A 26,517-nucleotide genomic window follows, 5' to 3' on the forward strand; every position below is an offset into this window, starting at 1 on the left:
TTAAACTTTTCATATAGGACAACACATGCGCGCTGCTTTTTATATATCTGACGGTACAGCAATAACCTCTGAAGTTTTTGGTCACGCCTTACTTTCTTTATTTCCTACTGAATTTGAACACTTCACTATTCCTTTTGTTGAAAGTGTTGAAAAAGCAAAAGAAGTAAAAGATAAAATTAATAAAAAAACAAAACACACTGGTGAACCGGCTTTAGTCTTTCATACCTTCGTTAACCCTGAAATTCGTGAAGTTATTGATAGCTGTGATGGCGTCATTTATAATTTTTTAGAACAGTTCGTTTCTCCACTTGAAGAAAAACTTGGTATTAAAGCAAAACCAAAAGCCCATCGTACCCATAGTATTCATGAAAATAGTTATGACTATCGAATAGATGCAGTTAATTTTGCTTTGGCTAACGATGATGGTTCAAATATTACAAACTTTGAACATGCCGATGTAATTTTAGTAGGAGTTTCTCGTTCTGGCAAAACGCCAAGCGCATTATATCTTGCCTTACAATATGGCATAAAAGCAGCAAACTACCCCTTTACTGACGACGACATGGATGAACTAAAACTGCCAAGTTTTTTGAAAAAACATAAAAAGAAACTCTTTGGTTTAACTATAGATGCTCAACGGTTAATGGACATTAGAGATGGTAGAATGGCAAACAGTAAGTATGCCTCTGCACGGCAGTGTCGAATGGAAGTTCGAGAAGTAGAAAAACTTTACAAACAAGAAAAAATCCCTTATTTAAATACAACTAAATTTTCGGTTGAAGAAATAACCGCAAAAATCCTTTCTCAGACAGGCTTACAGCGATATAAATACTAATTTTTAATGTTCTATGTCAGCATTTATTGCCAACTCGCTCGTCTATAGAACAAATTAGTTGGTAAAAAATCAATAAAGCGGTTCACAATACCGCTTATATTCGCTATGTTAGCGCCATATTTAATAGTGGCAAAAGCAGTTATATAGCGAAGTTGCCATACACTTAGTTGAAAAATCATGACGATTAAAACAGATGAATTTCGCACAACGTTGATTGAGAATCTCGTTTCTCCTGCCGAGCTTGCGAATAAAATTCCTTTAAAAGAAGAAACTGCTGACTTTATTATTTCCAGCAGAAAAGAAATTGAAGCGATTATCAGTGGTGAAGACGATCGCTTATTAGTGATTATCGGCCCTTGTTCGATTCATGACACCGATGCTGCTATTGATTACGCAAAGCAGCTTAAAGTGCTCCATGAAAAATATCGTGACCAGTTATTAATTGTAATGCGAGTATACTTTGAAAAACCTCGTACTACTGTGGGTTGGAAAGGTCTGATTAGCGATCCTGATTTAGATAAATCATTCCGTGTTGCCAAAGGTTTAAATTTAGCACGGCAATTACTCGTTGATATAAATGAAATGGGCTTACCCGCCGGCACCGAATTTTTAGACATGGTTACCGGTCAATATATTTCAGATCTTATTAGCTGGGGAGCTATTGGTGCAAGAACAACAGAGAGCCAAGTCCATCGCGAACTCGCTTCAGCATTGTCTTGCCCTGTTGGTTTTAAAAACGGTACTGATGGCAATGTAAAAATAGCCATTGATGCCATTAAAGCATCAAGTGTGCCTCATGTTCTTTATTCTCCTGATAAAAGTGGCCAAATGTGTATTTATCAAACCCACGGTAACCCATTTGCCCATGTAATTTTGCGAGGAGGTAAAGCGCCCAATTATCACGAAGAAGATATACAACAAACTGAAAAAGTTCTGGAAAGTGGCGCTCTAAAACCACGAATTATGGTAGATTGTAGCCATGGTAATAGTTATAAAGATCACAACAAACAAATTGATGTAGCACGATCCATTGCCGAACAAATTGAACAAGGCAACAAGTCGATATTTGGCGTAATGATTGAAAGCTTTATCGTTGCAGGTAATCAAGCAGTAAAAGCCGACACACCACTAACCTACGGGCAAAGTATAACAGATGCCTGCGTAGATTTAGATGCCAGTGTGGATATTCTAGCGTTATTATCCAATGCAGTTAAAGGCCGTCAACAGTAACATTATCAATAAGTTTAAGTAAGTTTATACGAAAAAGACGAGCGTTTTATACGCTCGTCTTTTATTTTTGTCTAATGAGTCGCCAAACACTTAGATACACATTAGTGATATTAAATAACTTGAGTTCTGCTTAACAAATATTTCTCTAGTAGCTATTTTTCCTTACTTCTTCGTTCAATTTCTTACAATAGGCCAACCATTAACGCGAAATTTTCCTTGAATTAAGCATCCCTATCAAGCTAGAGAGGTAAAAATAGTTATTTATTTTTCAAATTATTAACTATATCTTAAACCGAATTCAGGTTAAATAAGTTGTTCAATTAAGCCATCGCTGGCATCTTCAACTAAATCTAGCACAAAACGAAAGCCATTAGCTCCACCATAATAAGGATCTGGCACTTCTGCTTCTTCATAATTGAGTGCAAAATCTAAAAATAACACTATTTTATAACGCAGTTCAGGCGGAGCTATTTTTTTCAATTCGTCGACATTATGCTGATCCATTGCGAGTATTAAATCAAAATCATTAAAATCATCAATCGTGACTTTACGTGCTTTTATACCGTTAAATGAATAGCCTCGCTCAGCACCCATTTTTTGTGCACGATGATCAGGTTTCTCACGCACATGTGCTCCTACTGTGCCTGCAGAGTCTATAAGTAAAGATAAACCTTGCTCTTGTGATTTCTTCCTAAATACAGCTTCTGCACTTGGTGAGCGACAAATATTGCCCATGCAGACAAATAAGACACTTTTAATGTTTTTAATAGTCATATAACTAGCCTGATATTCCCTGATATTTCTTTTGTGAGAGTAACACTACTACAAGAATAAAATAACTGATTATTTAATAAAATTAGTGAAAAACACAATAAAACTGTTTTTTTCCAGTTACTTGACACACTTAAAAGTCCTTCCTATATTTAGTTATGGCTTAAATTTATATGAAAATCACCTGCCACATGATGATGATAAAGATTCAACATTAGAGTGATATATAAACCTTATTAATAATAGTAAGCCAATTTAGAATATACACTAGTAGATTTGAATTACATGAAGTCTTCATAAGGAATTTCCGTACTGTGATATCCAAACAAAGGAATGAACAAGCATTAACTCAATACGATGATATTGAGACTTACCTTAATGTAATATTCAACAATACTGGCGAGCCAATATTCGTAAAAGATAAAGACTGCAAGCTGCTCTTAGTTAACGATGCATTTTGTAAAGTTTTTGGATTAAATAGAAACATTATTATAGGCACCACTCTTGCTGAAAAAGTGTCTAAAGATGAAATGGAGCATTTTCTTGCCGTTGATAAACAAGTGCTCAAAGACGGTAATGAAATTATTTGCGAAGAAACCCTCACAATTAGCGGTGAAGATAGTAGAACAATTTTAACCAAAAAGAATCGGTTTACAGACTCTCACGGAAACTATTTTATTGTCGGGATTATTCACGATATTACTGAGCGTAAACAAGCAGAAGAACGTGAAAAATCACGAGCACATGTATTAGAGCTAATCACCAGCGGTAATGCCTTAACTGTTATTTTAGAAGCTATTATTCAGGTTGTTGAACAAAAAAAACCTAACATGTTATGCAGCATTTTATTATTAGATGACACAGGGGAGCACCTATTAAGTGGCGCTGCATCGAGTCTGCCAAAGTTTTATAACGAGGCAATAGATGGAATAACAATTGGTATAGGTGTTGGTTCCTGCGGCACCGCGGCTTTTACTAATGAACGAGTTATAGTAGAAGATATTCAAACACACCCTTACTGGCAACCTTATAAGGAACTAGCGAAAGAAGCGAAATTAGCCGCTTGTTGGTCAGAACCCATTCGTTCAACAAAAGGTGATGTTTTAGGTACTTTTGCTATATATCACCGCGAAAAAAATTATCCAACACCACTCGATCTTACTGTAATAGAGCAAACTGCTAATTTAGCGAGTATTGCAATCGAAAAGAAACAAGCTGAAGATAAAATAAAACTTGCTGCTACAGTTTTTTCTCATGCCCGTGAAGGAATAATTATTACTGACGCGACAGGAAAAATTTTAAAAGTTAATGATCGCTTTACCGAAATATCTGGTTACAGCAGAAAAGAAGCTATCGGCCAAAATCCGCGAATTTTACAATCAGGTAAACACTCGCCAAGCTTTTACCGAACTATGTGGCATGAAATCATTACCAAGCATTATTGGACAGGTGAAATTTGTAATCGCCATAAAAATGGTCAAATTTATACCGAACTGCAAACCATAAATACAGTTAGAGATGTGCATGGCATTATTACCCATTTTGTGGCTCTGGGTAATGACATAACAATAATGAAAGAGCATCAAAACCAGTTAGAGCATATCGCTCATTACGATTTACTAACTAATCTCCCAAATAGAGTTTTATTAACAGATAGGCTATCTCAAGCTATATTGCAATGTAACCGACAGAACCAATCACTTGCTGTTGTTTTTTTAGACTTAGACGGATTTAAACAGGTTAATGATGCATACGGCCATGATGTAGGTGATAAATTTCTAGTTTCTTTATCTCTATTAATGAAAGATGCCTTACGAGAAAGCGATAGCTTAGCAAGAATTGGCGGAGATGAATTTGTTGCTGTTTTAACAGATATAAAAAGTCTGGCTCACTGTGAACAAGTAATAGAGCGTTTATTAATCGCGACATCCACTCCAGTTACAGTTAACAACATCATGTTAAATGTTTCTGCAAGTATAGGTGTTACCTTATACCCTAAAGATAATGTAGGTACTGATCAGCTTATACGTCATGCAGATCAAGCAATGTATATAGCTAAAGATCTAGGGAAGAATCAATTTCACTTATTTGACACAGTTCAAGATAACGTCGTAAAAATGCAACAAGAGGTTTTAGAGTCGATAAGAGTCGCATTAGACTCTCACCAATTTGTTCTATATTATCAACCTAAAGTGAATATGCGAACAGGACAGGTCATAGGAGTAGAGGCTTTAATTCGTTGGCAACATCCAAAGCGCGGTCTTCTCAGTCCTATTGAATTCTTACCCGCTATAGAAAACAATCCAATGATAATCGAAGTTGGTGAATGGGTTATTGCCGAAGCCTTAAAGCAAATCAATCAATGGCAACAATCTACTTCCTCATTGTCATTAAGCATTAGTGTTAATATTGCAGCAGTTCAATTACAACAACCTAACTTTAATCAGAGACTAAAGTCTCTTCTATCGGCTCACACAGATGTAGATTCGAGTAAATTAGAGTTAGAAGTACTTGAAACCAGTGCCTTAGAAGATGTAAATCACGTTTCTACTGTTATGAATTCCTGTATTGATTTAGGTGTAAAATTTTCACTCGACGATTTCGGAACAGGTTATTCTTCTTTAACTTATCTCAGAAGATTGCCTGTAGACTTAATAAAAATCGATCAGAGTTTTGTTAGAGACATGCTATCTGATCCAGAAGACTTAGCTATTGTTGAAGGTGTAATTGCCTTAGGAAATTTATTTAAGCGACGGGTCATTGCAGAAGGTGTTGAAACCATTGAGCATGGCACAGCCCTTTTGAAAATGGGCTGTGATTTAGCTCAAGGCTATGGAATTGCTCGTCCTATGCCAGCCGATGATATTCCTCAATGGGCGCTCAACTGGCAAGCCGACAAGTCTTGGTCAATTTAGATTAGAATAATTAAAACACTATATGTTAATAATTTTACAACCCCTAAATCATTCACGAGCTGTTACTAATCTTTTATAATAAATATTATTACTTTTATAAATATCATTGATTTATTCGATAATTTTGAAGTTCTCTAGCGCTTAGTAAAAGCACAAGTAAAAACCATGAAAGAGACAACGCTCCCCCGCTACTGGTGCTTTCTGGATCTGTTTGTTTTGCAATCGTTTCATTAGCAATAATCGCGATACCACCTGGATCGTCAACACTGCCGTTTGCTATACCATCGGCATCATTCGAACCACCATCTTCAATTAGCAAGCGCAAGCATAAATGACCTTGTGTTAATCCTTCTGTATATAAATTGCTGTGAGGCGCAGGACAAACACCATTAACATCACTGCTACTGGCAACAGCATTATTAGCATCGACAACAAAGTCTTGCCATTCATTGTCAGGGGTAAACTTGCGATAAACACCGTATTTAGGAATTTCATTTTGTAATGGGATAACGACATAAACAGAACGACCAAAGGGGTGGATATTATTAATTTCAAAATCAAAGTATTCATTTTGATGTTGTAAGCTATCATTTGGTATTAATAAGGTATCAAGGAGTTCTTGCTCTGAAAGTTGCACACCATCAGAAAATCGTAGGCGAGCATATTTCCCTAAGGTTAATTGTAAACCAGGCTCAGTTTCCATCAATTTAACCACAGCAGCGTTAACGTGTAACGGCTGTAAATAAGGTATCTTGGAATTATCAATAAAAGCAGGTAAACCATCAAGATCATCATCTAGATAACCTTCTGTAATATCATTCACGCCATCTCGATCCGTATCAGAAACAGTTAACCTTGGTTGACTGGCTAACAACGGAATTGATAAATACTTAGTTTGAGACAAGTTATTATTAACATTGTCACTTCCATCATCAGTAATTGTCACCGACAAACTAAATAAGTTATGTAATTCCGCTGGTAATTCAATTGATGAGGGCTGAATAAAAACTGACCTTTGGTTAGCGCTAATGTCCACAGTTAAATATTCTGGGATGTGCCAATCAATAATGTGTGTATCAGCCAGATTTGAGTCGTTAATTAATAATTTAATTTCTACTTCTCCATCATCTTTAGCGATTGATGAAACTGAAACACCTTGTTGGACGATAGTTAATTGCGCTGTTGGCATCACGTTATTTTCAGTAACGGTAATAACATGTCGATTATTGACACCAGCATTAACACTTTGCTTAAATTTAACAATAAGCTCTTCATCTTCCTCGTAAAAAAGATCCGCTGATAATTCAATATCAACATAGCCTTGCACACCAGAGGTGATCACTATTTTATTAGCGCTGATTCGATAATCAGAGCCATCAACACTGCCACTTATCGATAGGGGTATTGCTAAAGGATAATTAGGTGCAGGCCCAGAAAGTACAACAGACACGCGTGCAGTCCCCCCTTCAGCAACTATTTGAGAAGATGAAAAGTTCACTAAGGGGTGAACATTAATCACTTGTTCATGATCTGCAATGTTGCCCGCCTCATCAACAGCTCTCCAAGTGATAGGAATTAAGCCTGATGCTACATTTTTTACTCCTAACTCAAAACCAATTGCAGATAAATCACAACAGTTTTCGCCATCATGACCATCAGAAACACTCACTCTGGTTGATGCTAATAACTCATTTAAAGTCAGCTCAGTAAAGGTATGTTTAGCAAACACGTGTATTGCTTGTGGCGGCTCAATAACTGGTGGATAATCGTCAAGTAAAGGGTTGGTATTAGCAAAAGCTTCATCTGAGTTATTCACGCCATCTGCGTCAGTATCTAATAAGCCATCATCTGCATTTAACGGATCAAAGCCATTAACTAATTCAAAGCTATCACTCATGCCATCATTATCATCATCCAAATCGGCATTATTACCAATAAGATCGCCATCAGTATCGGTGGTTTCATTGGGATCTAAGGGCATTTGATCCGCATGATCTAATACGCCGTCATTATCATCATCATTGTCTAACACATTACCTTGACCGTCATTATCGGTATCTAACGTTTCAATAGGATCTAAAGGAAAGGCATCATCGACATCAGCAACACCATCATTATCGTCATCACTGTCTTCATTATCGCCTAAGCCATCAACATCATTATCAAAGGCTTCATTTGGGTTTAAAGGAAATAAGTCAAATGCATCGAGCACGCCATCGTTATCATCATCGCTGTCTAATACATTGCCTTGACCATCTTTATCAGTATCAAGGGTTTCAGTACTATCGAGTGGCAGATCATCTAAATCATCTGTTACGCCATCACCGTCGTCATCACTATCACGATGATTACCAATACCATCACCGTCGGTATCAACACTCTCATTTGGATCTAAACTAAAGGCGTCAACTTCATCTAATACGCCATCGTTATCATCATCGGTGTCGGCATTGTTACCTATGCCATCGCCATCAGTATCAAACCATTCTAGAGGATTGGTTTCAAAGGCATCTTCAACATCAATGTAGCCATCGTTATCGTCATCACTGTCGGCATTATTGCCCACACCATCACCATCGGTGTCAAATTGTTCAAACTCATCTAAACGAAATGCGTCGGTTGCATCTAGCTCACCATCGTTATCGTCATCAAGATCAATATTATCGCTTATACCATCATCATCAGTATCTATGTATTGCGTTGGGTTAAGTGGAAACTCATCTTCAATATCAATGATACCGTCATTATCATCATCGCTATCAGCATTATTACCAATGCCATCACCATCAGTGTCTAGTGTTTCATTAGGATTTAAAGGAAATGCATCAATACCATCATTTACGCCATCTCCGTCATCATCAAGATCGGCATTATTGGCAATGCCATCATTGTCTGTATCGGTAGTTTCTAGCATATCTAATGGCTCAGCATCATCACTATCTACTATTCCATCACCATCATCATCGCTATCAGTATTATTACCAATACCATCGCCGTCTGTATCTAGAGTTTCTGTTGCATCAAGAGGAAAAGCATCAAGGTTATCTAAAACACCGTCTCCATCATCGTCTGTATCGGTGTTATCAGGAATACCATCTGAATCTGTATCAACCCATTCGGTAGGATCTAATGGCGCGAAATCATCACCATTAACAATTCCATCACCGTCTATATCTGCATCGGCATTATTGCCAATACCATCTGAATCAGTATCTAAACTTTCAGTGTTGTCTAAAGGGAACGCGTCAAGAAAATCATCAACACCATCGCCATCAGCATCTGGATCAGGACCATCACAAAGCCCATCACCGTCAGTATCTAAGCGCTCTAGTGCATCGTCAGGACAGGCATCTTGGTTTGGTGAGTTTGGAAAACCATCGCCATCTCTGTCGGGATCAGCATTGTCGCCAATACCATCGCCATCTAGATCTAAATGTTCCGTAGCATCAAAAGGTAGCGCATCATTAATATCTAAATAGCCATCATTATCATCATCTGTATCAGTATTATTGCCGACTCCGTCTCCATCATTGTCATACCACTCACTAGGATCATCAGGCCAAATATCCACGACATTGACGACACCATCCCCATCTCTGTCACCATCAGATGCATCGCCCACACCATCGCCGTCTAAATCAGCAAATTCAAATGGGTTAAGTGGAAATAAATCAGAAGCATCGGGCACACCATCACCATCATCATCAAGATCAGCATTATTGCCTATACCGTCAAGATCGGTGTCAATAGTTTCGCTTGGATCTAAAGGAAACGTATCATAAAAATCAATAATTCCATCATTATCGTCATCACTGTCTGCATTGTTACCTATGCTATCACCGTCAGTGTCTAACCATTCGTCGGGATTAATGGGGAATACATCCATTAAATCAGGGTAAGAGTCATTATCGTCATCAGTATCTTCGTTATTACCTAATCCATCGTTATCTGTGTCTAACCACTCATAATGGTTGATTGGGAAAGGATCATAGATGTCAATTACAAGATCACCATCATCATTGTTATCAACGTTATTATCTAAACCGTCACCATCGATATCTGGATCTGTGTTATTACCAATGCCATCAAGGTCGGTATCAAACCATTCAGTAGGATCTGCGGGAAATTTATCAATGGTATCATCGTAACCATCGCCATCGGTATCAACAGCAAATACAGAGGTACTTACAAGAAAAAAGACTAAAAAATAGAATTGATAAACGCGTCTCATATAAAACCTCTGGAAAATGGTCTACACCAATTTTCAATGAATATTTAGCTAGCAAAGATTAACAAATTACATTTGTACAATCTGTTACATATTTGTATCGGCTAATGTAATTGTTACTTTAATAGTAGAAAGGATATTTGTTTATTGCTAATAAGCAGTTTGACGACCAAAATGATAATCAAACCCTAAAAATAGCGAACTAACATCGCCATATTCAGAATAACTAGGGTAGTATTTTACACCAACATGTACCGAGGTTGATTGTGATATTTTATAGTAAGTAAGAAAAGACAGCACCGCATTAACATCGCCTTTTTCAGACAATATTTCATCTTCTAATGTTTCTTCGATAGGGAATATCAAGCGGCCTTCGGTTAAAGAAACAGATGCACCCGCCTGAACTTCAAAAGTAAGGTTTTTAATAACTTTGTTGTAACTTCTTGGAAAATATCGATACGTTAGAGCAATATCCACAGTATCAAGAGACATATCATAATCTTTGTTATTCCAATTAACATTAACATTGTCGAGTGTGTTATAAGAAACCTTCCAATTCAATGCTTTTTGTTTAAAAAAGTTATCGGTAACTCCTAAACTATAACCATAAGTACCAGCATCTAACACTTTGTGTGCTTCTACATTAACTTCTAATGCCGACGCATTAAAAGTGAAGCAAGTTAATATAAGTGCCCCAACAATTAACGCTTTAGTGTACACCTCTTTTTGATACTGGGCAGATACTTGTTTTAAACTAGGTTTGTTATTTTTTTTAATCGTTGTCATCAGTTCACCATTGTCAAAATTTCGTCGACTTATTAAATTTATTATTTGGATAAATCGACGATGCAAATATCAAACCATTATCATTTATTGTTTACATTACAGATCAAAAATTCAAACAATACTCACTTAAGCTTAATAAACATAACAATACCGTCATGATCTGATGATCGCATCGCATTATTGCCATCATTAACTAATGCAGCAGGTGCATCAGCATTACCTCGAGCGTAAACAACATGATTAACAAAAGGCGTAAGATGCTGGCTTGTAAGGATATGATCAAGTACTTGTGCGCTGCCTTGATAAACAAATGAGTACTGCTCTTTTTTATTAAGTAAGCTAACTTGGTTAGTTAATTGAGGACTTACTGGGCTTGGTTGCCAAAGTAAATTATCACTTTTAACTGCTGTGCCAGTGATTTGTCCTAACACATCGACATAGCCATCGCTAAATTGGTAAGCGTTGAAGTCCCCTGTAACCGCTAAATTCACGTTAGCTTCTTTACTTTGTATAGCTTGAATAGCATTTGCAACAAATTGGGCCTGTGCTAGCCGCTTTTCTCTAACACGCTCACTTGTATCAACTTTATTCAAACTTCGATTATGGACTACTAACACTTGTATGGGGAAGTCGTTGCTAGCGTTTTTCATGCGACCTTTAAATAATAGAGGTGGTCGATCATTTAGCCATTTTGATTTGCCTGCATATGTAAATTGAGTATTTTTCCCCAACTGAACAATTTCATCCGTTTCTACTGTATCACGGACCAAAAAACCCACATCAATTCCGCCATAATCATTACCTTCAACAAGATAAGGCCTATAATTAACCTCATTGTCTTCTTTATTAATTTTGTCAGCTATTTTCTTTAAAACAATCAAGTTATCTACTTCGCTAACCGCTAATATGTCAGGTGAATTCATTATTGTTCTGACAAATTGAGAAAGCTTCGCTAACCTCACTTCATATTTATCTACAACTTGAGAAGGACGATACATATTAAGTGAACCTACTGTCATTTCGTTTTCATTTTTATCACGAATACGATTCAAAATAATTGGCTGTTCACCAACGGTTAAAGTTGTAGGCCAAACTTGGTAGTCACCAAACGAATATGCAAGCGGCCCTGAAGCGGAAACCTGTTGCCCAACAAAAAGCTCAACACTTGTGCCTGACAATGCTTCTGGCGCAATTTCAAATATTTCTGGATTGCCATCAAATATCGGGAAACCATTTTTACCTGGGTACAAGATACCTGGCTCTCGAAATGCACGATTGTTGCCAATAATAACTGCGGCATCACCGTATTTATCTGTAGGCCCAGTGACAATCCCTTTAAAAGAGACCAACATAGACTCAAACCTTTCTAATGCATTAATTGCTACAGGCTGAGTTTTTAAAATAGTATTTTCATCTAAAGTACTAACTATGGGTAACGAGTTATTCGAACTTTTTACCGTCACTAATGCGCCAAAAGCAAACTGAGTAAAACCTTTAAACTCGACGACTTTACCAACAACTGTCACCATATCGCCAATCACCACTGAAGGTTTATTTCGTGTAAATACATAAACCCCGTCAGAAGTTTCAATATCACCATCACTTCGTTGTGTCGGCGTTTGCATAAAAAAACCTGATTGAGTCAATGCAGTAACAACATTGTCTTGTGTCGTTATTTTTTGATTATTATAAGGAGAGCTTAACCCCTGCCCTTGAATTTCAAATATTTCAACAATAAGTTGTTTATCGTTTTTATTTTCAAGGGGAAATTGTACATCCAGCTCTTTTTCTTGACTATTAGCTATAGGTGACAATAATGTTGAAACGAGTAAAACTTTCAACCAAAGCCCCATTTTTAATAGATTATATTCTTTATTATTTACTTTATTTTTCATCAACACTCTCTCAACTTGAGCTACTTGGTGGATGTTCATATATGAACATCGAATTCTTTGATCTTTTAACTGATAAAAATGACTTAATTTAGTATTTATAACTGCTTAATTATTTAACACTTCAAACAACGAACCTACATTTAAAGTAAATACTCTTAAATTACAATAAATTACAAAAACAAAAAACAAATAAAACCCAGTAACCAACCTTTTAGTCAAGAATTAATCTTTCGGCAATTTATTAGGTTTTAGTTAATAAAACTTTAACATTAAAGCTGTACCATCTCTTTAACTTAATTAACCCTATTTAAAAAAAGAGGAATAAACACACTAAATACAAGAACTTACAAATTAAGTTATTTTTATAAGCAATTAATTAACAATTGCAATATAATGTAACCGAACAAAAAACAGACTTAAATATTAATGGCTATAACAAAGAAAGAGAGCCAAAGATAAAAGCTTGACTGAACCGTCAGGAAGTGAAAGTCTTGTAAAAGCCAAAAGGATTTATATGATTAAATCTGTAATTACATTCATATAAATGAGCTACTTTTGGATAAACAGAGTTAGTTATAATTTTTGCTTACAACTAAAAAGACAGTGCAATAATTGACTAATTCCTTTAACACATTATTTGGGAAATACTTCAACATGAGAACTGCAAAACTCACTCAAGTTGCTAGCGCTATTGTAATGGCAATTGGCCTTTCTACATCAGCTATGGCAGCAGACACCTCTTCATCAATGCGTGGTAAAATTTTAAACCCTGACGGCAATGCGGCAGCTAATGTTAAAATTACCGTATTGCATCAACCTTCAGGCACAACGCGTGAATTCGTCACGAATGACTCTGGTTCATTTGTGGCCAATGGTTTACGTGTTGGCGGTCCTTATACGGTAGTTATCGACTCTGATACCTACAGTGATGCTAGCTTAGAAAATATATTTTTAAACCTTGGTGATACTTTTCGTGTTAACCAGCAATTAGAAAGTCTTAATATAGAGCGAATTGAAGTAACAGGAAATCGTTACTTACAAACTGCAGGTGGTTCAAACAGCGTGTTTGGTGGAGAAGCAATTAATAATGCACCAAGCTTTAATCGCGATATTAAAGATGTTGCCCGAATGAACCCATTAGCTACTATTAATGGCAGCGGTGAATTAGTTTTTGCTGGTGGTAACCCTCGCTCTAACAGCCTAACAGTTGATGGTATCAGTCAAAATGATGATTTCGGACTAAACTATGGTGGTTACCCTACTCAACAACCACCAGTAGCTTTAGATGCTATTGATCAAATATCTGTTGATGTATCTCCTTTTTCAGCTAAAAAAGGCAATTTTGGTGGTGGTACTGTTAATGCTGTAACTAAATCAGGTTCAAACGACTTTAAATTTTCAGGCTTTGCTGAAACATCAACCCCAAGCATGGCTGGTGATGTACAAAAGATAGATGCTATTACTGAAGATGGACGTGACGTTTTAGATGATAAAGGTAATAAAACATTCGAAACGTCAATGGTTTCTCCGATTGTCACCGTTGAACGTTTTGGTTTTAACCTTGGCGGACCAATTATTAAAGATGAGTTGTTTTTCTTCGTAAACTACGCTAACTGGTCAAGTAAACTAGATTTAGATTACGGTTTTGAAAATTCTGGCGCTACGCATGAATATGATATTTCTCAAGAACAGTTTGACGATTTCAACCGTATCCTTAATGATGTTTATGGTTTACAAGACTCTTTAGGTGGAGATCCTACTGATACCAACGAAACGTTATTAGCTAAACTAAGTTGGAATATTAGTGACGCACATCGTTTTGATTTAACTTATCAATGGCAAGACGATCAAGACGAGCGTAACTTCGGTACGGGCGGCGATACGGTAACGATGGCGTCAAACCGCTATACTTACGCAACAGATATGAGTAACATCGCGGCGAAATTATACTCTGATTGGACGGGTGAATTTAGTACTGAAATTGGTGTAAGCTATAAAGATGTTAAATCTGACAGTGTTACCAATTCAAACTTAGGTGCAGTAGAAGCAACAACGTTCTATCGTGGTCCTTCTTTCGTTTTTGGTACCGACAGGTATCGCCATGCTAACGTATCTCAAACTAAAAACTTAATTCTTTCATTCGATGGTACTTACTTATTCGATGATCATGAAATTCAGTTTGGTTTACAATATGAAGATTTAAATTTATATAATTTGTTTGGTGATAATGCTAAAGGCTCTTGGGAGTTCTCTAGTTTTCAAGAGTTTGAAAGCCAAACAATTGGACAGTATAGCCAATTTAGTTACGGTAATGCCTATACTAATGATGTAAACGACTTAGCTTATGATGTATCTCGCAGTCAATTGTCTTTGTATGTTGAAGACACCTACTACCTTACTGATGACGTAGTCCTTACGGCAGGTATCCGATACGAGCGTTTATCATCTGATGATACTCCTACACTCAATACTGCGTTTGAAAATACCTATGGTTATAACAACCAAGAAAACCTAGATGGTTTAGATATTATTTTACCTCGTGTAAATGTTGAATGGACAGCAACTGATGACCTTACCCTTGCATTCGGTATTGGTCGTTTCCAAGGTGGCATTCCAAATGTTTGGTATAACAATCCATTTCAAAACGACGGCTTAACTTATGTGGCAGCGCCAGAAAATGCGATTGATGCTTATTATAATGTTAATCCAGTGACTTCATTTGATGGAGTACCACAAGACATTCAGAACTCTTTAGTACAGGGTGCTGGTAGTACTAACTACACTGATCCTAACTTTAAACTTCCTTCAAGCTGGCGCTCTCGTATTTCAGCTGATTATGATTTTGATCTAGGTAGCTTTGGTGATGGTTATAAATGGTCGACTGAATTAATGTATCACGTAAAAGAAAATGAAGCTGTATGGACCAACACAGCAATGGTTGAATCAGGACTTGCTGCTGATGGTGAACGTATTATTTACGGAAGCCGCTATAGTGGTGACTTAGCTGATAACTTTGATATTCAAATGACCAATGCTCCAGATGATGGTCGTTCTATTATATTTTCAACAGCACTTGCTAAACAATGGGATAATGGCATTAGCATGACCATGTCTTATGCGCACCAAGATGTAACTGAAAACCAAGCAGGTAGTTCTTCTCGTGCACAAAGTAACTACAAGCATAATAATATTAAAAATAGAAATGTTGACTTTGTTTCTCGTGGCTATTATGAAGTAGAACACAGTTTCAAATTTAACTTTAATTATGTTACTCAATTATTCGAAGGTTATGATACTAATGTAAATATCTTCTTTGAACGTCGTTCTGGTCGCCCATTCAGTTGGACCATGGGAATGTATCAAGATGATGATTTTGGTGATACTCGTGATTTTTACTCAAACTCAGCTTATTTAGCTTATATTCCATCAGGACCTGATGATACTAATGTCAACTGGACAGACTCAAGAATTACTTGGAGTGAATTAGAAGGATTCCTAAATCAAGCAGGTATTAGCGAACGAGGTCAAATTCTTGATCGTAACACTGCAACTCAGCCTTGGGTAACGACTATGGATATTAGTGTTAAACAAGAATTTGCTGGCTTTGCTGCAGGCCATAAAGGTCAAATTTACTTCATGATAGACAACTTTGCTAATTTACTAAATGACGACTGGGGTATTGAGAAAACACTTCAGTATACTAGTAAAGCAATTTATGACCTTCGTGGTTTAGATGATGACGGTAAATATGTGATTGAAAATGTATACGGTGGTGCTGACACTCGTAACTATTCAGGCACTGTATTAGGTTCATCAGGCTGGCAAATGAAAATTGGTGTGAACTACAAGTTCTAATGCTAATTTAATTTACTCAATTAAAAGTTCAAAAGCTCGATTCGAAGACTCCCCCCTTTGAGTCGAGTTTTTTTTATACGTAGATGTCCTTATTTCACTAACATTCCCTTTCATTTCAACACCGCTATTTACTACCTATTTCAATAATTAACTCGGTTTAAGATATAATTAATATATTGAAAAACAAGCAAATAACAACCTTTACACTCTAGCTTGATAATTTTTATAATGATTGATAAATAACGCAGTAGTTGGTTATTTTACCCATCAGGAATGCTCACATAGTGAGTAAGATTGGTATAATATATAATATATAATATATAATATAAAATCTTAAATTAAGACATAAAAAAGCACTATTAAAACTAATAGTGCTTTAAGTATTATATGGTTATAAATCGAGTATTTGGTTAACGAGTCGATTCGCTAGTCAGAACATAACGATTTAGCCAACGAGGCATTACGAACGTTAAGCGCCATAAGGCAGCCAAATATTTTTTATTTCTACCGTCTTACGATAAAACAAATCACTTTCTATGTGTGTACAATCAAACCAATCATATTGCTTACCATAGTTTACCCATGTTCGCTTCATTGACGCTGCCGCTTCAAACTCAACTAACTGACTCCCATGGCTCGATCCCCAATACCAAAATGCTTCTATATCGTAATGCTTAGCAAGGGTTTGGGTTAATTCATTTCTGTCTCCAGTAATGATATTAATAACTCCTGCAGGTAAATCAGACGTAGCAAGTACCTGATAAAAGTCTAATGCGATAAGTGAGGTTTGCTCACTTGGCACAACAACTACTCTATTACCCATCGCAATTGCCGGCATTATCGTTGAAATGAAACCTAAGAAACCAGCCTCTTCAGGCGCGACAATCGCAATATTACCAATTGCCTCTCTCATCGCTAAAGAAACAACACGTTGCGGCGGTGAATGAATTTTACCATCATATTTATCTGCCCATGCAGCACTGGTGAATATACGCTTTATTGTCAAATCAAACTCGGTCTGCGCTTGTGCTAAAGACTTTCCAGTTAATTGAGTTATGCGTTTAACAAACTCTTCACTTCGTGCAGTTAAATTTTCTGCAATAAAGTATAAAACTTGCGCTCGGTTATGTGCACTGGTGTTTGTCCAACTTATTGCTTTATTGGCAGCTTCAACTGCATTCCTAATGTCTTTACGACTCCCTTCTGGAATTTCTGCAATTTGAACACCTTTATGATCAAATACAGGTAAACTGTAACCACTATCAGGCCTAACTTGTTTACCACCAATATAAAGCTTCGCCGTGCGATCAATTCCCTGACTTTTTAGAGGCAATGACTTTTCTATCGATTTTTTAAGCTCTGGTGCTGCTTTTAGCTTTGTCTGCCAATTTTCCTGAATATATTCATATAGTCCTTCTTTTCCGCCTTCTCGACCAAAACCTGATTCTTTATAACCACCAAAACCTGCAGCGGCATCAAACATATTCATACAGTTAATTTGCACAACACCCGCTTTAATTTTAGGCGCAACATCTAATGCGAGATTAACATTTTCAGACCAGATACTAGCCGCCAATCCGTAACGGCTATTATTAGCTAACTGTACTGCTTCTGCTGGCGTTCTAAAGCTCATTGCCACTAACACTGGACCAAATATTTCTTGTTGAGCAATTAATGAAGCTGGCTCTACATCGGTTAACAATGTCGGTGGATAATAACAGCCATTATCTGGAATATGGCAATTGGCTTGATGCAGTTGAGCCCCCTCAGAAACACCTAAATCGACCATTTCTTTAATTTTATCTAATTGCTGAGGGTCAATTAACGATCCCATATCAACACTTTTATCTAATGGGTTACCTACAACAAGTTTAGCCATGCGCGCTTTAACTTTGGCAATTAATTTTTCACTAATCGATTCTTGTATTAATAAACGAGAGCCTGCACAACAGACTTGCCCTTGGTTAAACCATATTGCATCAACAATTCCCTCTACTACACTGTCTAGATCAGCGTCATCAAACACAATAAATGCTGATTTTCCGCCTAACTCTAGAGAGAGTTTTTTGCCCGTTCCTGCCGTTGCTTTGCGAATAACACGGCCAACCTCAGTCGAGCCAGTAAAGGCTATTTTTGCCACATCTTGGTGCTCAACAATGGCTTGTCCAGCTTTACCATCACCTAACACAAGGTTGAAAACACCTTTAGGTAAACCTATTTCTTCACAAATTTGAGCAAATAACACCGCAGTTGCTGAGGTTGATTCAGCAGGTTTAAGCACGACAGTATTTCCCATAGCAAGGGCTGGGGCAACTTTCCACGCCAACATAAGTAAGGGGAAATTCCACGGAATAATCTGGCCGACCACGCCCAAAGGTTGATAATTAGGTAATTCACTTTCCATTAGTTGCGCCCAACCGGCATGATAATAAAAGTGCCTAGCAACAAGGGGGATATCAATATCTCGCGATTCACGGATGGGTTTACCATTATCTAGAGTTTCAAGCACTGCAAACAAACGACTATGTTTTTGAATTTGACGAGCAAAAGCATACAAATATTTCGCTCTTTGATGCCCACCTAAATCAAACCATGCTTTTTGTGCTTTGCTTGCAGCTGCAACAGCAATATTCACATCGTCTACTTCACCGTCTGCCACTTTCGCTAATACTTCCATATTAGCTGGATTAACAGTATTAAAGTAATGTTGATTTGTTGGTGTTTGCCATTGGCCATTTATAAAATGATTAAAAGTTTTATTATGCTCCTCTAACCATTGTTGACAAGCTTTTGTGCTTTCTAATGCAGGGCCGTATTCCATACTTGAAAATATCTCTTTAATTGACATATAACTCTCTTTATTAACAGTCTTCATTAGCTCATAGCGTGACGATGGTGGGCAGAATAACTTCCAGTAACAAAATGCTCTAATTGCCGCTCAATATCTCCTAATAAGCTACTTGCTCCAAAACGAAATAGCTCAGGAGTTAACCATTCATTACCTAATTCTTCTTTCATCAAGATCATATATTCAATCGCTTGCTTGGCTGTCTGTACTCCTCCAGCAGGTTTATAGCCCACTTTAACACCCGTTAATTGATAATAATCTCTAATAGCACGCACCATTACTAAACTTACTGGCAAAGTTGCATTAATTGGCTCTTTCCCTGTACTAGTTTTTATAAAGTCCGCCCCTGCCATCATACAAGCCCAGCTTGCTTTGGCGACATTAGTTAATGTTGCAAGTTCACCTGTTGCTAATATTGCTTTAATGTGGGCATCACCGCAGGCCTGTCTGAAAGATTTCACCTCTTCATATATACCTTGCCAGTCGCCTGTGAGAACTTTTTCTCGACTGATAACAATATCAATTTCTTTGGCGCCATCGTTAACTGAAGCCCTTATTTCTGCCAATTTTATTTCATGTAATGATTGTCCAGCAGGAAATCCTGTAGACACGGCAGCAACGGGTATATTGCTCCCTTTCAAGCTAGTAACCGCAGTGTTAATCATATTATGATAAACACAAATAGCCCCAGTGGTGATGTTTAATTCAGTGGCATCTAACGCGGTTAAAATATCTTTTCTGACGGGGTATTTTGCTTTTTGACAAAGTCGGCGAACTTTACCTGGTGTGTCGTCACCAGACAAGGTAGTTAAATCGATAAAGGTAATCGCTTTAAGTAACCAAGCGGCCTGATGCGCCTTTTTAACCGTTCGACGCTTAGCTATAGTTGAGGCTCTACGCTCAATCGCACTACGATTAATATTGATACTACTGAGCCTAGCAAGATCAAATTCAATGCCAGGGTTTCTCTGATCATGCGCTTTTTGTGCGTCTGTTTTCGTATCTTTCACATTTCTACCTGTCATAAAGCACCAAGATAATTGATCACATAAAGTGAGTTCGCTAATGATTATAAATAAGTTATTGACCTATAATTATGTTACAAAAATACCAAAACCTGACCAAAAGGTCAATTAATGAAAAATCAATTCACTTAATATTAAAGCGCTAATATTCAATCGTTTTCAGGTTATAGATAACACATCGATTAGGTCTTACATAATTGTTGTAGTCTTGCTTTTTCATTATCAGATAAGAAAGCGGCTTTTAAAGCATTTTCTTGTAAAACTCGGCATTGACTATCCGTTAGCCCAACTTCTTTTGCAGCAAGCGTATATTCATTTTTCATATCCACTCCCTGAACTGCAGGATCGTCACTATTTAGGCAAACCAATAAACCTTTTTCCAAAAACTGTTTAATTGGATGATTTGCCATATCAACAATAGAGCCTGTTTGATAATTTGATGTTAAACATGACTCAACCGCAATATTATGTTCGATCATATAATCCATCAGTTTCTCATCATGAATGGCATTGACTGCATGCCCTATCCGTGTCGCTTTTAACTCATTAATAGCTTGCCATATACTTGATGCTCCATCAGCTTCGCCAGCATGTATAGTGACTTGCAAACCTGCTTGTTGAACCTTTTTAAAATGATCGACAAATAATTCACCAGGCTTGCCTAATTCATCACCCGCTAGATCAATTGCGACTAACTCATTTTGATGGGCCAGTAATCCTGCTAATTCTTGATGGCATTGTTGTGTACCAAACGTACGGCTTAATATACCAATTAAATTAATTTTTACTGGAAAGTCTTTTTGACCGAGTTTTATGCCATCAACAACGGCTGCGACAACATCATCAATAGCAAGATTATGTTTCATTGCCATATAATAAGGTGAAAAACGTAATTCAGCATAATGTAGTCCTTGCAAATAAGCATCTTGAACATTCTCATATGCAACTCTTTTACAAGCATCTAGATCAGCTAACACCGCTACTCCATAATCAAGCTTTTGTAAAAAAGACATAAGATTAGACTCTTTGCCTTGAATTTGTACATGGGGTAATAGTTGCTCTAAGTTATCTGCAGGCAATGAAATATTGTGTTGTTGTGCTAGTGCAAGAATGGTTTGTGGACGAATATTACCGTCTAAGTGACGATGTAAATCAATAAAGGGGATATCTAGATGGATCATTACTTTTCCTATAGGCAGACAGCGCTTAGTTTTCAATAACAAAGCAATACGTAGAAGTTATTGACCAAGTCGCTAATATAATTTACATTCTAGCAATAACCTGACCTTTTAGACAAGTTTATGACATTACTAAGTGCTTTTACAGCATACACTTATTTGTGTTAATTTATTGCTAATCAGCTTATGCTAATTTTTATCAGTTAATAATTATTTCATATACAGTTAGTACATTATTTTAATATTAGCCATAGTACTAATATTAGTATTAATCTTATCAACATTCAGCCAAAACGGTACATACCAATGAGTATAGACATTTCTTTTTGTTTTACACAAAACGTTAAAAAAAGCACGACAAATTCATACAGGAAAAAACCAACAAAAACCTTTTTTAGCAAAGGTGTATTTAGTCTTATTTACTTACTCAGTTTGCCTGCTTTTTTCTCCCCTACTTTCGCCCAAGCACCTGCTAATGATTCAACAACTCCTGTTGTTAAAGTGGCTACTTTTAATGTCAGTATGGACGCTACTAATTATTTGAAGCGTGGGGAAGTTGGCAAAGGTGATGAATTAATTAATTCCTTAAACAATAATCATCAGCAAATTAAAAACATTGCCGAAATTATTCAACGTGTACGCCCTGATATCTTATTGTTGAATGAGTTCGATTATATACAGGATCCTAACCAAGGCATTGAAAAGTTTATCAGCAATTATCTCAATGTTTCTCAACAAGGTGCTCAAGCAATAGATTATCCTTACTACTACTATGCTCCAGTAAATACAGGGGTAAGCACAAATTTTGATTTAGATAATAATGGCGAAAAATCAGGCAATATGGCAGATGCCTATGGCTTTGGCCATTTCCCTGGTCATTTTGGTATGGTGTTAGTGTCCCGCTATCCTATTGATACTAAAAATATCCGTACCTTCCAAAATTTTCTTTGGAAAGATATGCCCAATGCAATGAAACCTACAGATCCATCAACAGGTAAACATTGGTACAGCGAACAAGAGTGGCAAGCATTGCGCTTATCTTCAAAATCTCATTGGGATATCCCTGTTAACGTTAACGGTAAAGTTGTTCATGTATTAACAAGTCATCCTACACCTCCAGTATTTGACGGACCTGAAGATAGAAACGGTGCCCGTAATCACGATGAAATCCGATTTTGGAATGATTACATTACTGCTAACAAGGCGAGTTATATTTACGATGACAATGGCAAAAAAGGCGGTATTATAACCGGTGCTTCTTTTGTTATTATGGGCGATCAAAATGCATCGCCTGATGAAGGTAGTGCGATAAAGTCAGGAATTGCAAATTTATTGGCTAACCCTTTAACCAATAATACTTTTACACCAGAAAGTATTGGGGGGGAGAAAAATAGTGAAAGTATTTTTGCTAAAAGCCATACAGCGGCTTGGAAAATGCGTGCTGATTATGTAATTCCTTCAACACATGGAATTAAAGTAAAAGCTGCAGGTGTATTTTGGCCAAAGCAAGACGAACCATTATACCGACTGATTGAAACACGCGCTTCATCTTCTGACCACCGTCTTGTATGGGTGGCGTTAATGTTAAATGAGTAGCTGCTATATAAGTAAATTAGTCAGTTAAAATGAGCGAATTTATTATCGCAATTTCATCAAATATAAAATTACCACATAAATAGGAACAGTAAATGAAACGCATACTTTTGTTAACCAGTATAACGATTGGCTTGTTAACTAGCTGCACATCAAGCACGACAGAAAAAACTACAAATGTTTTAGCTGAGAATTCGCCTAAAAATATTATCATGATCGTTGGCGATGGCATGGGCCCAGCATATACGACGGCTTACCGTTATTATAAAGATGATTTATCGACACCTTTAGTTGATTTAACTATTTTTGATGAACTTTTAGTGGGTATGGCAAGTACTTATCCTGTTCAAAGCCAAGGCTACGTAACAGATTCAGCTGCCGCAGCGACCTCTTTAGCCACAGGTCATAAAACCTATAACGGAGCAATTTCAGTTAATACTGAAAAAGAAAATTTGCTTACCATAATGGAGCAAGCAAAACAGTTAGGTAAAAAAACAGGTTTGGCGGTAACCTCTCAAATTAATCATGCAACCCCTGCTGCTTATTTTTCTCATAATGAAAGCCGTAGAAACTATAATGAAATTGCCGACAGTTATTTTGACAAGCGAATAGATGGTCAATTTAAAGCAGACGTTATGTTAGGTGGTGGTACAAATTACTTTATTCGTGATGATAGAAATTTAGTCGAAGAATTTAAACAAGAAGGCTATCAATACATTGATACATTCTCTGATCTGAACACTCTTAATTTCCAGCAACCTGTTTTAGGTTTATTTGCTGAGATAGGATTACCTTGGGCCCTTGATAGCCAGCAGCCCAATAGACTATTAACACTTTCAAAAACAGCGATTAAACATTTAGAAAATGATAATGGTTACGTTTTATTAATTGAAGCAAGTCAAATTGATTGGGCTGGTCACAGCAATGATATTGCTGCGGCAATGGGTGAAATGGAAGATCTGGCTATTACGCTTGAATGGCTCAAAGGTTATGTTGATACTAAAGAAGATACCTTATTAGTGGTAACCGCCGATCATAGTACAGGTGGTTTAACTATCGCTGCTGATGGCGATTATCGTTGGAGCCCTGACATTTTAAAAACGATTCCATCATCACCACACGCAATTGCTAAACAATTGTTGAACTATAAAAGCAAAGAAAACAAACTTGACGGCGCTTTACTATCAAAATTATTTGGCTTTGACCTAACACAAGAAGAGCAAAAATCTCTGGTTAGTTTAACCGACGACAAAGCACTTTATCTTCAAATAAAAAGCATACTAAGTAAAAGAACAAACTCCGGTTGGACAACTAGTGGACACACAGGGGTTGATGTTCAAGTATTTGCTAGAGGTGTTGGCTCACAAGCCTTTAATGGTCATCAAACCAATACGGATATTGCTAAAAAGATATTTTCACTTTTATCTCAATAATGAGTTAAACAGCATAAAGTATTAAGAGAATTGTAAAATACACAGCCTTCTATGCGTAATAAGTCATTAAAATTTACGCATAGAAGGCTTAATACCTTATACCTAACGTGAATATATATTCGATTAGGAGAAGTATTAAAAAAATCCTTTAATTAAAATCGCCATACAGCAAGAAGCTGAACTGTATTATCTGTTGTGCCTTTTTCACCTAACTTGTTTTTCCAATATTGATACTCTATGCCGACAAACAGTTGTTCAGCATTTATATTCATCGCCTCGCCAATGTCAAATCGTAACTGTGGTTGGAATAAAATCCAGGATTCAAGAGATGTGGTGCCAAAATTATTAGTTTGCTCACGGCCATCAATATATTCTAAATGCCCTTCAATACTCCAACTGGTTGAACCTATTTTAAACGGATACGCCCAAGAAAAGTCAACCATATAACTAGTAGTTTCATCAACGACGGTGAAAACAGGAGACGTTTCGCTACCCCCACCTTGATGTATATAAGCCGTAACATCAAGTTGAGCAAAAGCAAAACCAGGTAAGTCTAATGACAGTCTCACTCCTGGCAATAACCAACTGCTGTCAACATTAGGAGCAAAGTTAAAGCCTGCCACCACCCCAATATCTTTAACCATAGCAAAAGATAAATCGCTTGATGTGATCGCACCTAAGCTAAAAGTAGAATACCACTCACCATAAAACTCACTACTGTCTGAAACAGGAAAATTAGCATTGTTATTGACATTGTATCGACTGTAATCAACAAAGAAAAAGTTATCACCGTATCCCCAGCCTCCCGCATATTGAAACGTTAGTATGGTTGTTTCTGCTGTTCCGCCAGTGCCTACTTGTTCTAACTCGCCAAATGCTTGAAGTTGTACTTCAGTGTTTCCCCAAATTTCAGCCTGTGCGTTCAAAGTAAATAATGCTGAATAAGTTACAACGGTGATGGCAATTGTTTGGAGTACTTTATTACGCTTCATTCTTTACCCTTATTTATTGTTATTCATGCTTATTTCTTAGATTCACTCTATTGATTAAAAGATAGCACAAATTAAAATACATAATGAAACATTGAGCTTGTCATCATTGAAAGGCTTGAGAATTACAAGCAAGTAATCTTAAGAATGTGCTAGTTTAAGACCAAGAATACCTAAACAGATCAAGCCAATACTCGCCATTTTAAGGATTGACGTCGACTCACCAAATAAAAAGATCCCCAGTATTGCCGTACCGACCGCTCCAATACCTACCCAGATCCCATAAGCAGTTCCTACAGGTAAAGATTTAAGGGCAATGCCAAGTAAAATAAAACTTAAAACGAGTGATGTCAGTGTAAATACCGTTGGCCATAACTTGGTAAAACCATCGGTGTATTTCAAGCCTATCGCCCAACTAATTTCGAGTAAGCCTGCAAGTAATAAAATAATCCAGTTCATTGTTAACCTATGTTTTCGAGGTCGTCCCCGTTAAAGTTTAGAACGGTGTGGTCGTCCACACGTCAATATTTATATAGTTATACGGCTGAATAATTAATAAGCCAACTTAAACAACAATTCGGTAATATCAGGTTGCCATTGAAATTCTTTTAACTTAATTCTAGCCCCCAGAATAACGACTTCTTCCTCTTGCAATAAATCACGTTGTTTACAAAAATATTCGCTGCCAACAGGAAAAGAAATTTTACCTTGAGCGTTAATCACTCGATACCAAGGCACTAACTTACCTTGCCATCCTGCCTTAGGTACACTACCTAAGGCTTTACCGACCATTCTAGCTCTACCAGGCAAACCGGCTAAATCTGCAATTTGCCCATAGCAGGCTACTTTTCCTGCAGGAATTAACTGCACCGTTTGCCAAATTTGTCTATGCAAAGGGTTTATTACAGTCTTCACCGTTTTACCACTATTATCGTC

16 protein-coding genes are annotated in these 26,517 nt (G+C 37.0%); 6 read left to right on the forward strand and 10 right to left on the reverse strand.

Translation table 11 applies throughout. From position 1 onward, the window contains the following. Positions 1–25 precede the first annotated feature (25 nt). Both ppsR and AC27G3_RS08325 read left to right on the forward strand, forming a co-directional pair. Positions 26–835: a posphoenolpyruvate synthetase regulatory kinase/phosphorylase PpsR gene (gene ppsR / locus AC27G3_RS08320; RefSeq protein ID WP_487120561.1), complete on the forward strand. Its 810-nt coding sequence runs from the start codon at positions 26–28 to the stop codon at positions 833–835. A gap of 177 nt (positions 836–1,012) precedes the next feature. Then, a complete protein-coding gene (locus AC27G3_RS08325; protein ID WP_487120563.1) occupies positions 1,013–2,065 on the forward strand; it encodes a 3-deoxy-7-phosphoheptulonate synthase in 1,053 nt (350 codons plus the stop codon). A 303-nt stretch (positions 2,066–2,368) separates the two neighbouring features. Here the strand turns inward: AC27G3_RS08325 and AC27G3_RS08330 are convergent, their stop codons facing one another. Continuing rightward, complete coding sequence (locus tag AC27G3_RS08330) at positions 2,369–2,839, reverse strand: low molecular weight protein-tyrosine-phosphatase (protein WP_487120565.1); 471 nt, start codon at positions 2,837–2,839, stop codon at positions 2,369–2,371. Between the two features lie 311 nt (positions 2,840–3,150). Here AC27G3_RS08330 and AC27G3_RS08335 point away from each other — a divergent pair, with 311 nt between their 5' ends. Continuing rightward, the gene (locus AC27G3_RS08335; protein ID WP_487120567.1) at positions 3,151–5,751 is read left to right on the forward strand and encodes a bifunctional diguanylate cyclase/phosphodiesterase; all 2,601 of its coding nucleotides are present in this window, start codon (positions 3,151–3,153) and stop codon (positions 5,749–5,751) included. A gap of 103 nt (positions 5,752–5,854) precedes the next feature. Here the strand turns inward: AC27G3_RS08335 and AC27G3_RS08340 are convergent, their stop codons facing one another. The 3 genes from AC27G3_RS08340 to AC27G3_RS08350 all read right to left on the reverse strand — a co-directional run bounded on the left by AC27G3_RS08340 (position 5,855) and on the right by AC27G3_RS08350 (position 12,660). Further along, positions 5,855–9,982 carry a thrombospondin type 3 repeat-containing protein gene (locus AC27G3_RS08340; protein ID WP_487120569.1) on the reverse strand — a complete coding sequence of 1,376 codons (4,128 nt, stop codon included), beginning with the start codon at positions 9,980–9,982 and terminating at the stop codon, positions 5,855–5,857. Between the two features lie 147 nt (positions 9,983–10,129). Next, positions 10,130–10,765, reverse strand: coding sequence for a hypothetical protein (locus AC27G3_RS08345; RefSeq protein ID WP_487120571.1), 636 nt, complete (start codon positions 10,763–10,765; stop codon positions 10,130–10,132). 122 nt (positions 10,766–10,887) lie between these two features. Next, a complete protein-coding gene (locus tag AC27G3_RS08350; RefSeq protein ID WP_487120572.1) occupies positions 10,888–12,660 on the reverse strand; it encodes an endonuclease/exonuclease/phosphatase family protein in 1,773 nt (590 codons plus the stop codon). Positions 12,661–13,314: 654 nt separating this feature from the next. Between AC27G3_RS08350 and AC27G3_RS08355 the strand changes: the two genes are divergently transcribed. Beyond that, entirely contained in the window at positions 13,315–16,515 is a 3,201-nt protein-coding gene (locus tag AC27G3_RS08355) for a TonB-dependent receptor (protein ID WP_487120574.1), read from the forward strand. 469 nt (positions 16,516–16,984) lie between these two features. Here AC27G3_RS08355 and AC27G3_RS08360 read toward each other — a convergent pair whose 3' ends face one another. From AC27G3_RS08360 to add, 3 genes are all read right to left on the reverse strand, one after another. Next, entirely contained in the window at positions 16,985–19,363 is a 2,379-nt protein-coding gene (locus AC27G3_RS08360; RefSeq protein WP_487120576.1) for an aldehyde dehydrogenase family protein, read from the reverse strand. Positions 19,364–19,389: 26 nt separating this feature from the next. Continuing rightward, positions 19,390–20,388, reverse strand: coding sequence for a deoxyribose-phosphate aldolase (gene deoC / locus AC27G3_RS08365; RefSeq protein ID WP_487120578.1), 999 nt, complete (start codon positions 20,386–20,388; stop codon positions 19,390–19,392). 182 nt (positions 20,389–20,570) lie between these two features. After that, entirely contained in the window at positions 20,571–21,569 is a 999-nt protein-coding gene (gene add / locus AC27G3_RS08370) for an adenosine deaminase (RefSeq protein ID WP_487120580.1), read from the reverse strand. Positions 21,570–21,872: 303 nt separating this feature from the next. Between add and AC27G3_RS08375 the strand changes: the two genes are divergently transcribed. Next, positions 21,873–23,162: an endonuclease/exonuclease/phosphatase family protein gene (locus AC27G3_RS08375; RefSeq protein ID WP_487120582.1), complete on the forward strand. Its 1,290-nt coding sequence runs from the start codon at positions 21,873–21,875 to the stop codon at positions 23,160–23,162. A 92-nt stretch (positions 23,163–23,254) separates the two neighbouring features. Beyond that, the gene (locus AC27G3_RS08380; RefSeq protein WP_487120583.1) at positions 23,255–24,592 is read left to right on the forward strand and encodes an alkaline phosphatase; all 1,338 of its coding nucleotides are present in this window, start codon (positions 23,255–23,257) and stop codon (positions 24,590–24,592) included. Between the two features lie 152 nt (positions 24,593–24,744). Here AC27G3_RS08380 and AC27G3_RS08385 read toward each other — a convergent pair whose 3' ends face one another. The 3 genes from AC27G3_RS08385 to AC27G3_RS08395 form a co-directional block, all read right to left on the reverse strand. Continuing rightward, the gene (locus AC27G3_RS08385; protein ID WP_487120585.1) at positions 24,745–25,584 is read right to left on the reverse strand and encodes an outer membrane protein OmpK; all 840 of its coding nucleotides are present in this window, start codon (positions 25,582–25,584) and stop codon (positions 24,745–24,747) included. A gap of 138 nt (positions 25,585–25,722) precedes the next feature. Then, complete coding sequence (gene sugE, locus AC27G3_RS08390; RefSeq protein ID WP_487120587.1) at positions 25,723–26,040, reverse strand: quaternary ammonium compound efflux SMR transporter SugE; 318 nt, start codon at positions 26,038–26,040, stop codon at positions 25,723–25,725. Between the two features lie 93 nt (positions 26,041–26,133). Continuing rightward, on the reverse strand, positions 26,134–26,496 hold the full coding sequence (locus AC27G3_RS08395; RefSeq protein ID WP_487120588.1) for an MGMT family protein: 363 nt from the start codon (positions 26,494–26,496) through the stop codon (positions 26,134–26,136). Positions 26,497–26,517: the final 21 nt, after the last annotated feature.

The sequence above is a fragment of the Colwellia sp. SU-HH01217 genome (genome assembly GCF_057543495.1).

Coding starts and splice junctions, on each gene's coding strand:
- AC27G3_RS08340 (WP_487120569.1), bottom strand. CDS start 9,982: ATGAGACGCGTTTATCAATTCTATTTTTTAGTCTTTTTTCTTGTAAGT.
- sugE (WP_487120587.1), bottom strand. CDS start 26,040: ATGAACTGGATTATTTTATTACTTGCAGGCTTACTCGAAATTAGTTGG.
- AC27G3_RS08330 (WP_487120565.1), bottom strand. CDS start 2,839: ATGACTATTAAAAACATTAAAAGTGTCTTATTTGTCTGCATGGGCAAT.
- AC27G3_RS08375 (WP_487120582.1), top strand. CDS start 21,873: ATGAGTATAGACATTTCTTTTTGTTTTACACAAAACGTTAAAAAAAGC.
- AC27G3_RS08385 (WP_487120585.1), bottom strand. CDS start 25,584: ATGAAGCGTAATAAAGTACTCCAAACAATTGCCATCACCGTTGTAACT.
- deoC (WP_487120578.1), bottom strand. CDS start 20,388: ATGACAGGTAGAAATGTGAAAGATACGAAAACAGACGCACAAAAAGCG.
- ppsR (WP_487120561.1), top strand. CDS start 26: ATGCGCGCTGCTTTTTATATATCTGACGGTACAGCAATAACCTCTGAA.
- AC27G3_RS08355 (WP_487120574.1), top strand. CDS start 13,315: ATGAGAACTGCAAAACTCACTCAAGTTGCTAGCGCTATTGTAATGGCA.
- AC27G3_RS08345 (WP_487120571.1), bottom strand. CDS start 10,765: ATGACAACGATTAAAAAAAATAACAAACCTAGTTTAAAACAAGTATCT.
- AC27G3_RS08325 (WP_487120563.1), top strand. CDS start 1,013: ATGACGATTAAAACAGATGAATTTCGCACAACGTTGATTGAGAATCTC.
- AC27G3_RS08380 (WP_487120583.1), top strand. CDS start 23,255: ATGAAACGCATACTTTTGTTAACCAGTATAACGATTGGCTTGTTAACT.
- add (WP_487120580.1), bottom strand. CDS start 21,569: ATGATCCATCTAGATATCCCCTTTATTGATTTACATCGTCACTTAGAC.
- AC27G3_RS08350 (WP_487120572.1), bottom strand. CDS start 12,660: ATGAAAAATAAAGTAAATAATAAAGAATATAATCTATTAAAAATGGGG.
- AC27G3_RS08360 (WP_487120576.1), bottom strand. CDS start 19,363: ATGTCAATTAAAGAGATATTTTCAAGTATGGAATACGGCCCTGCATTA.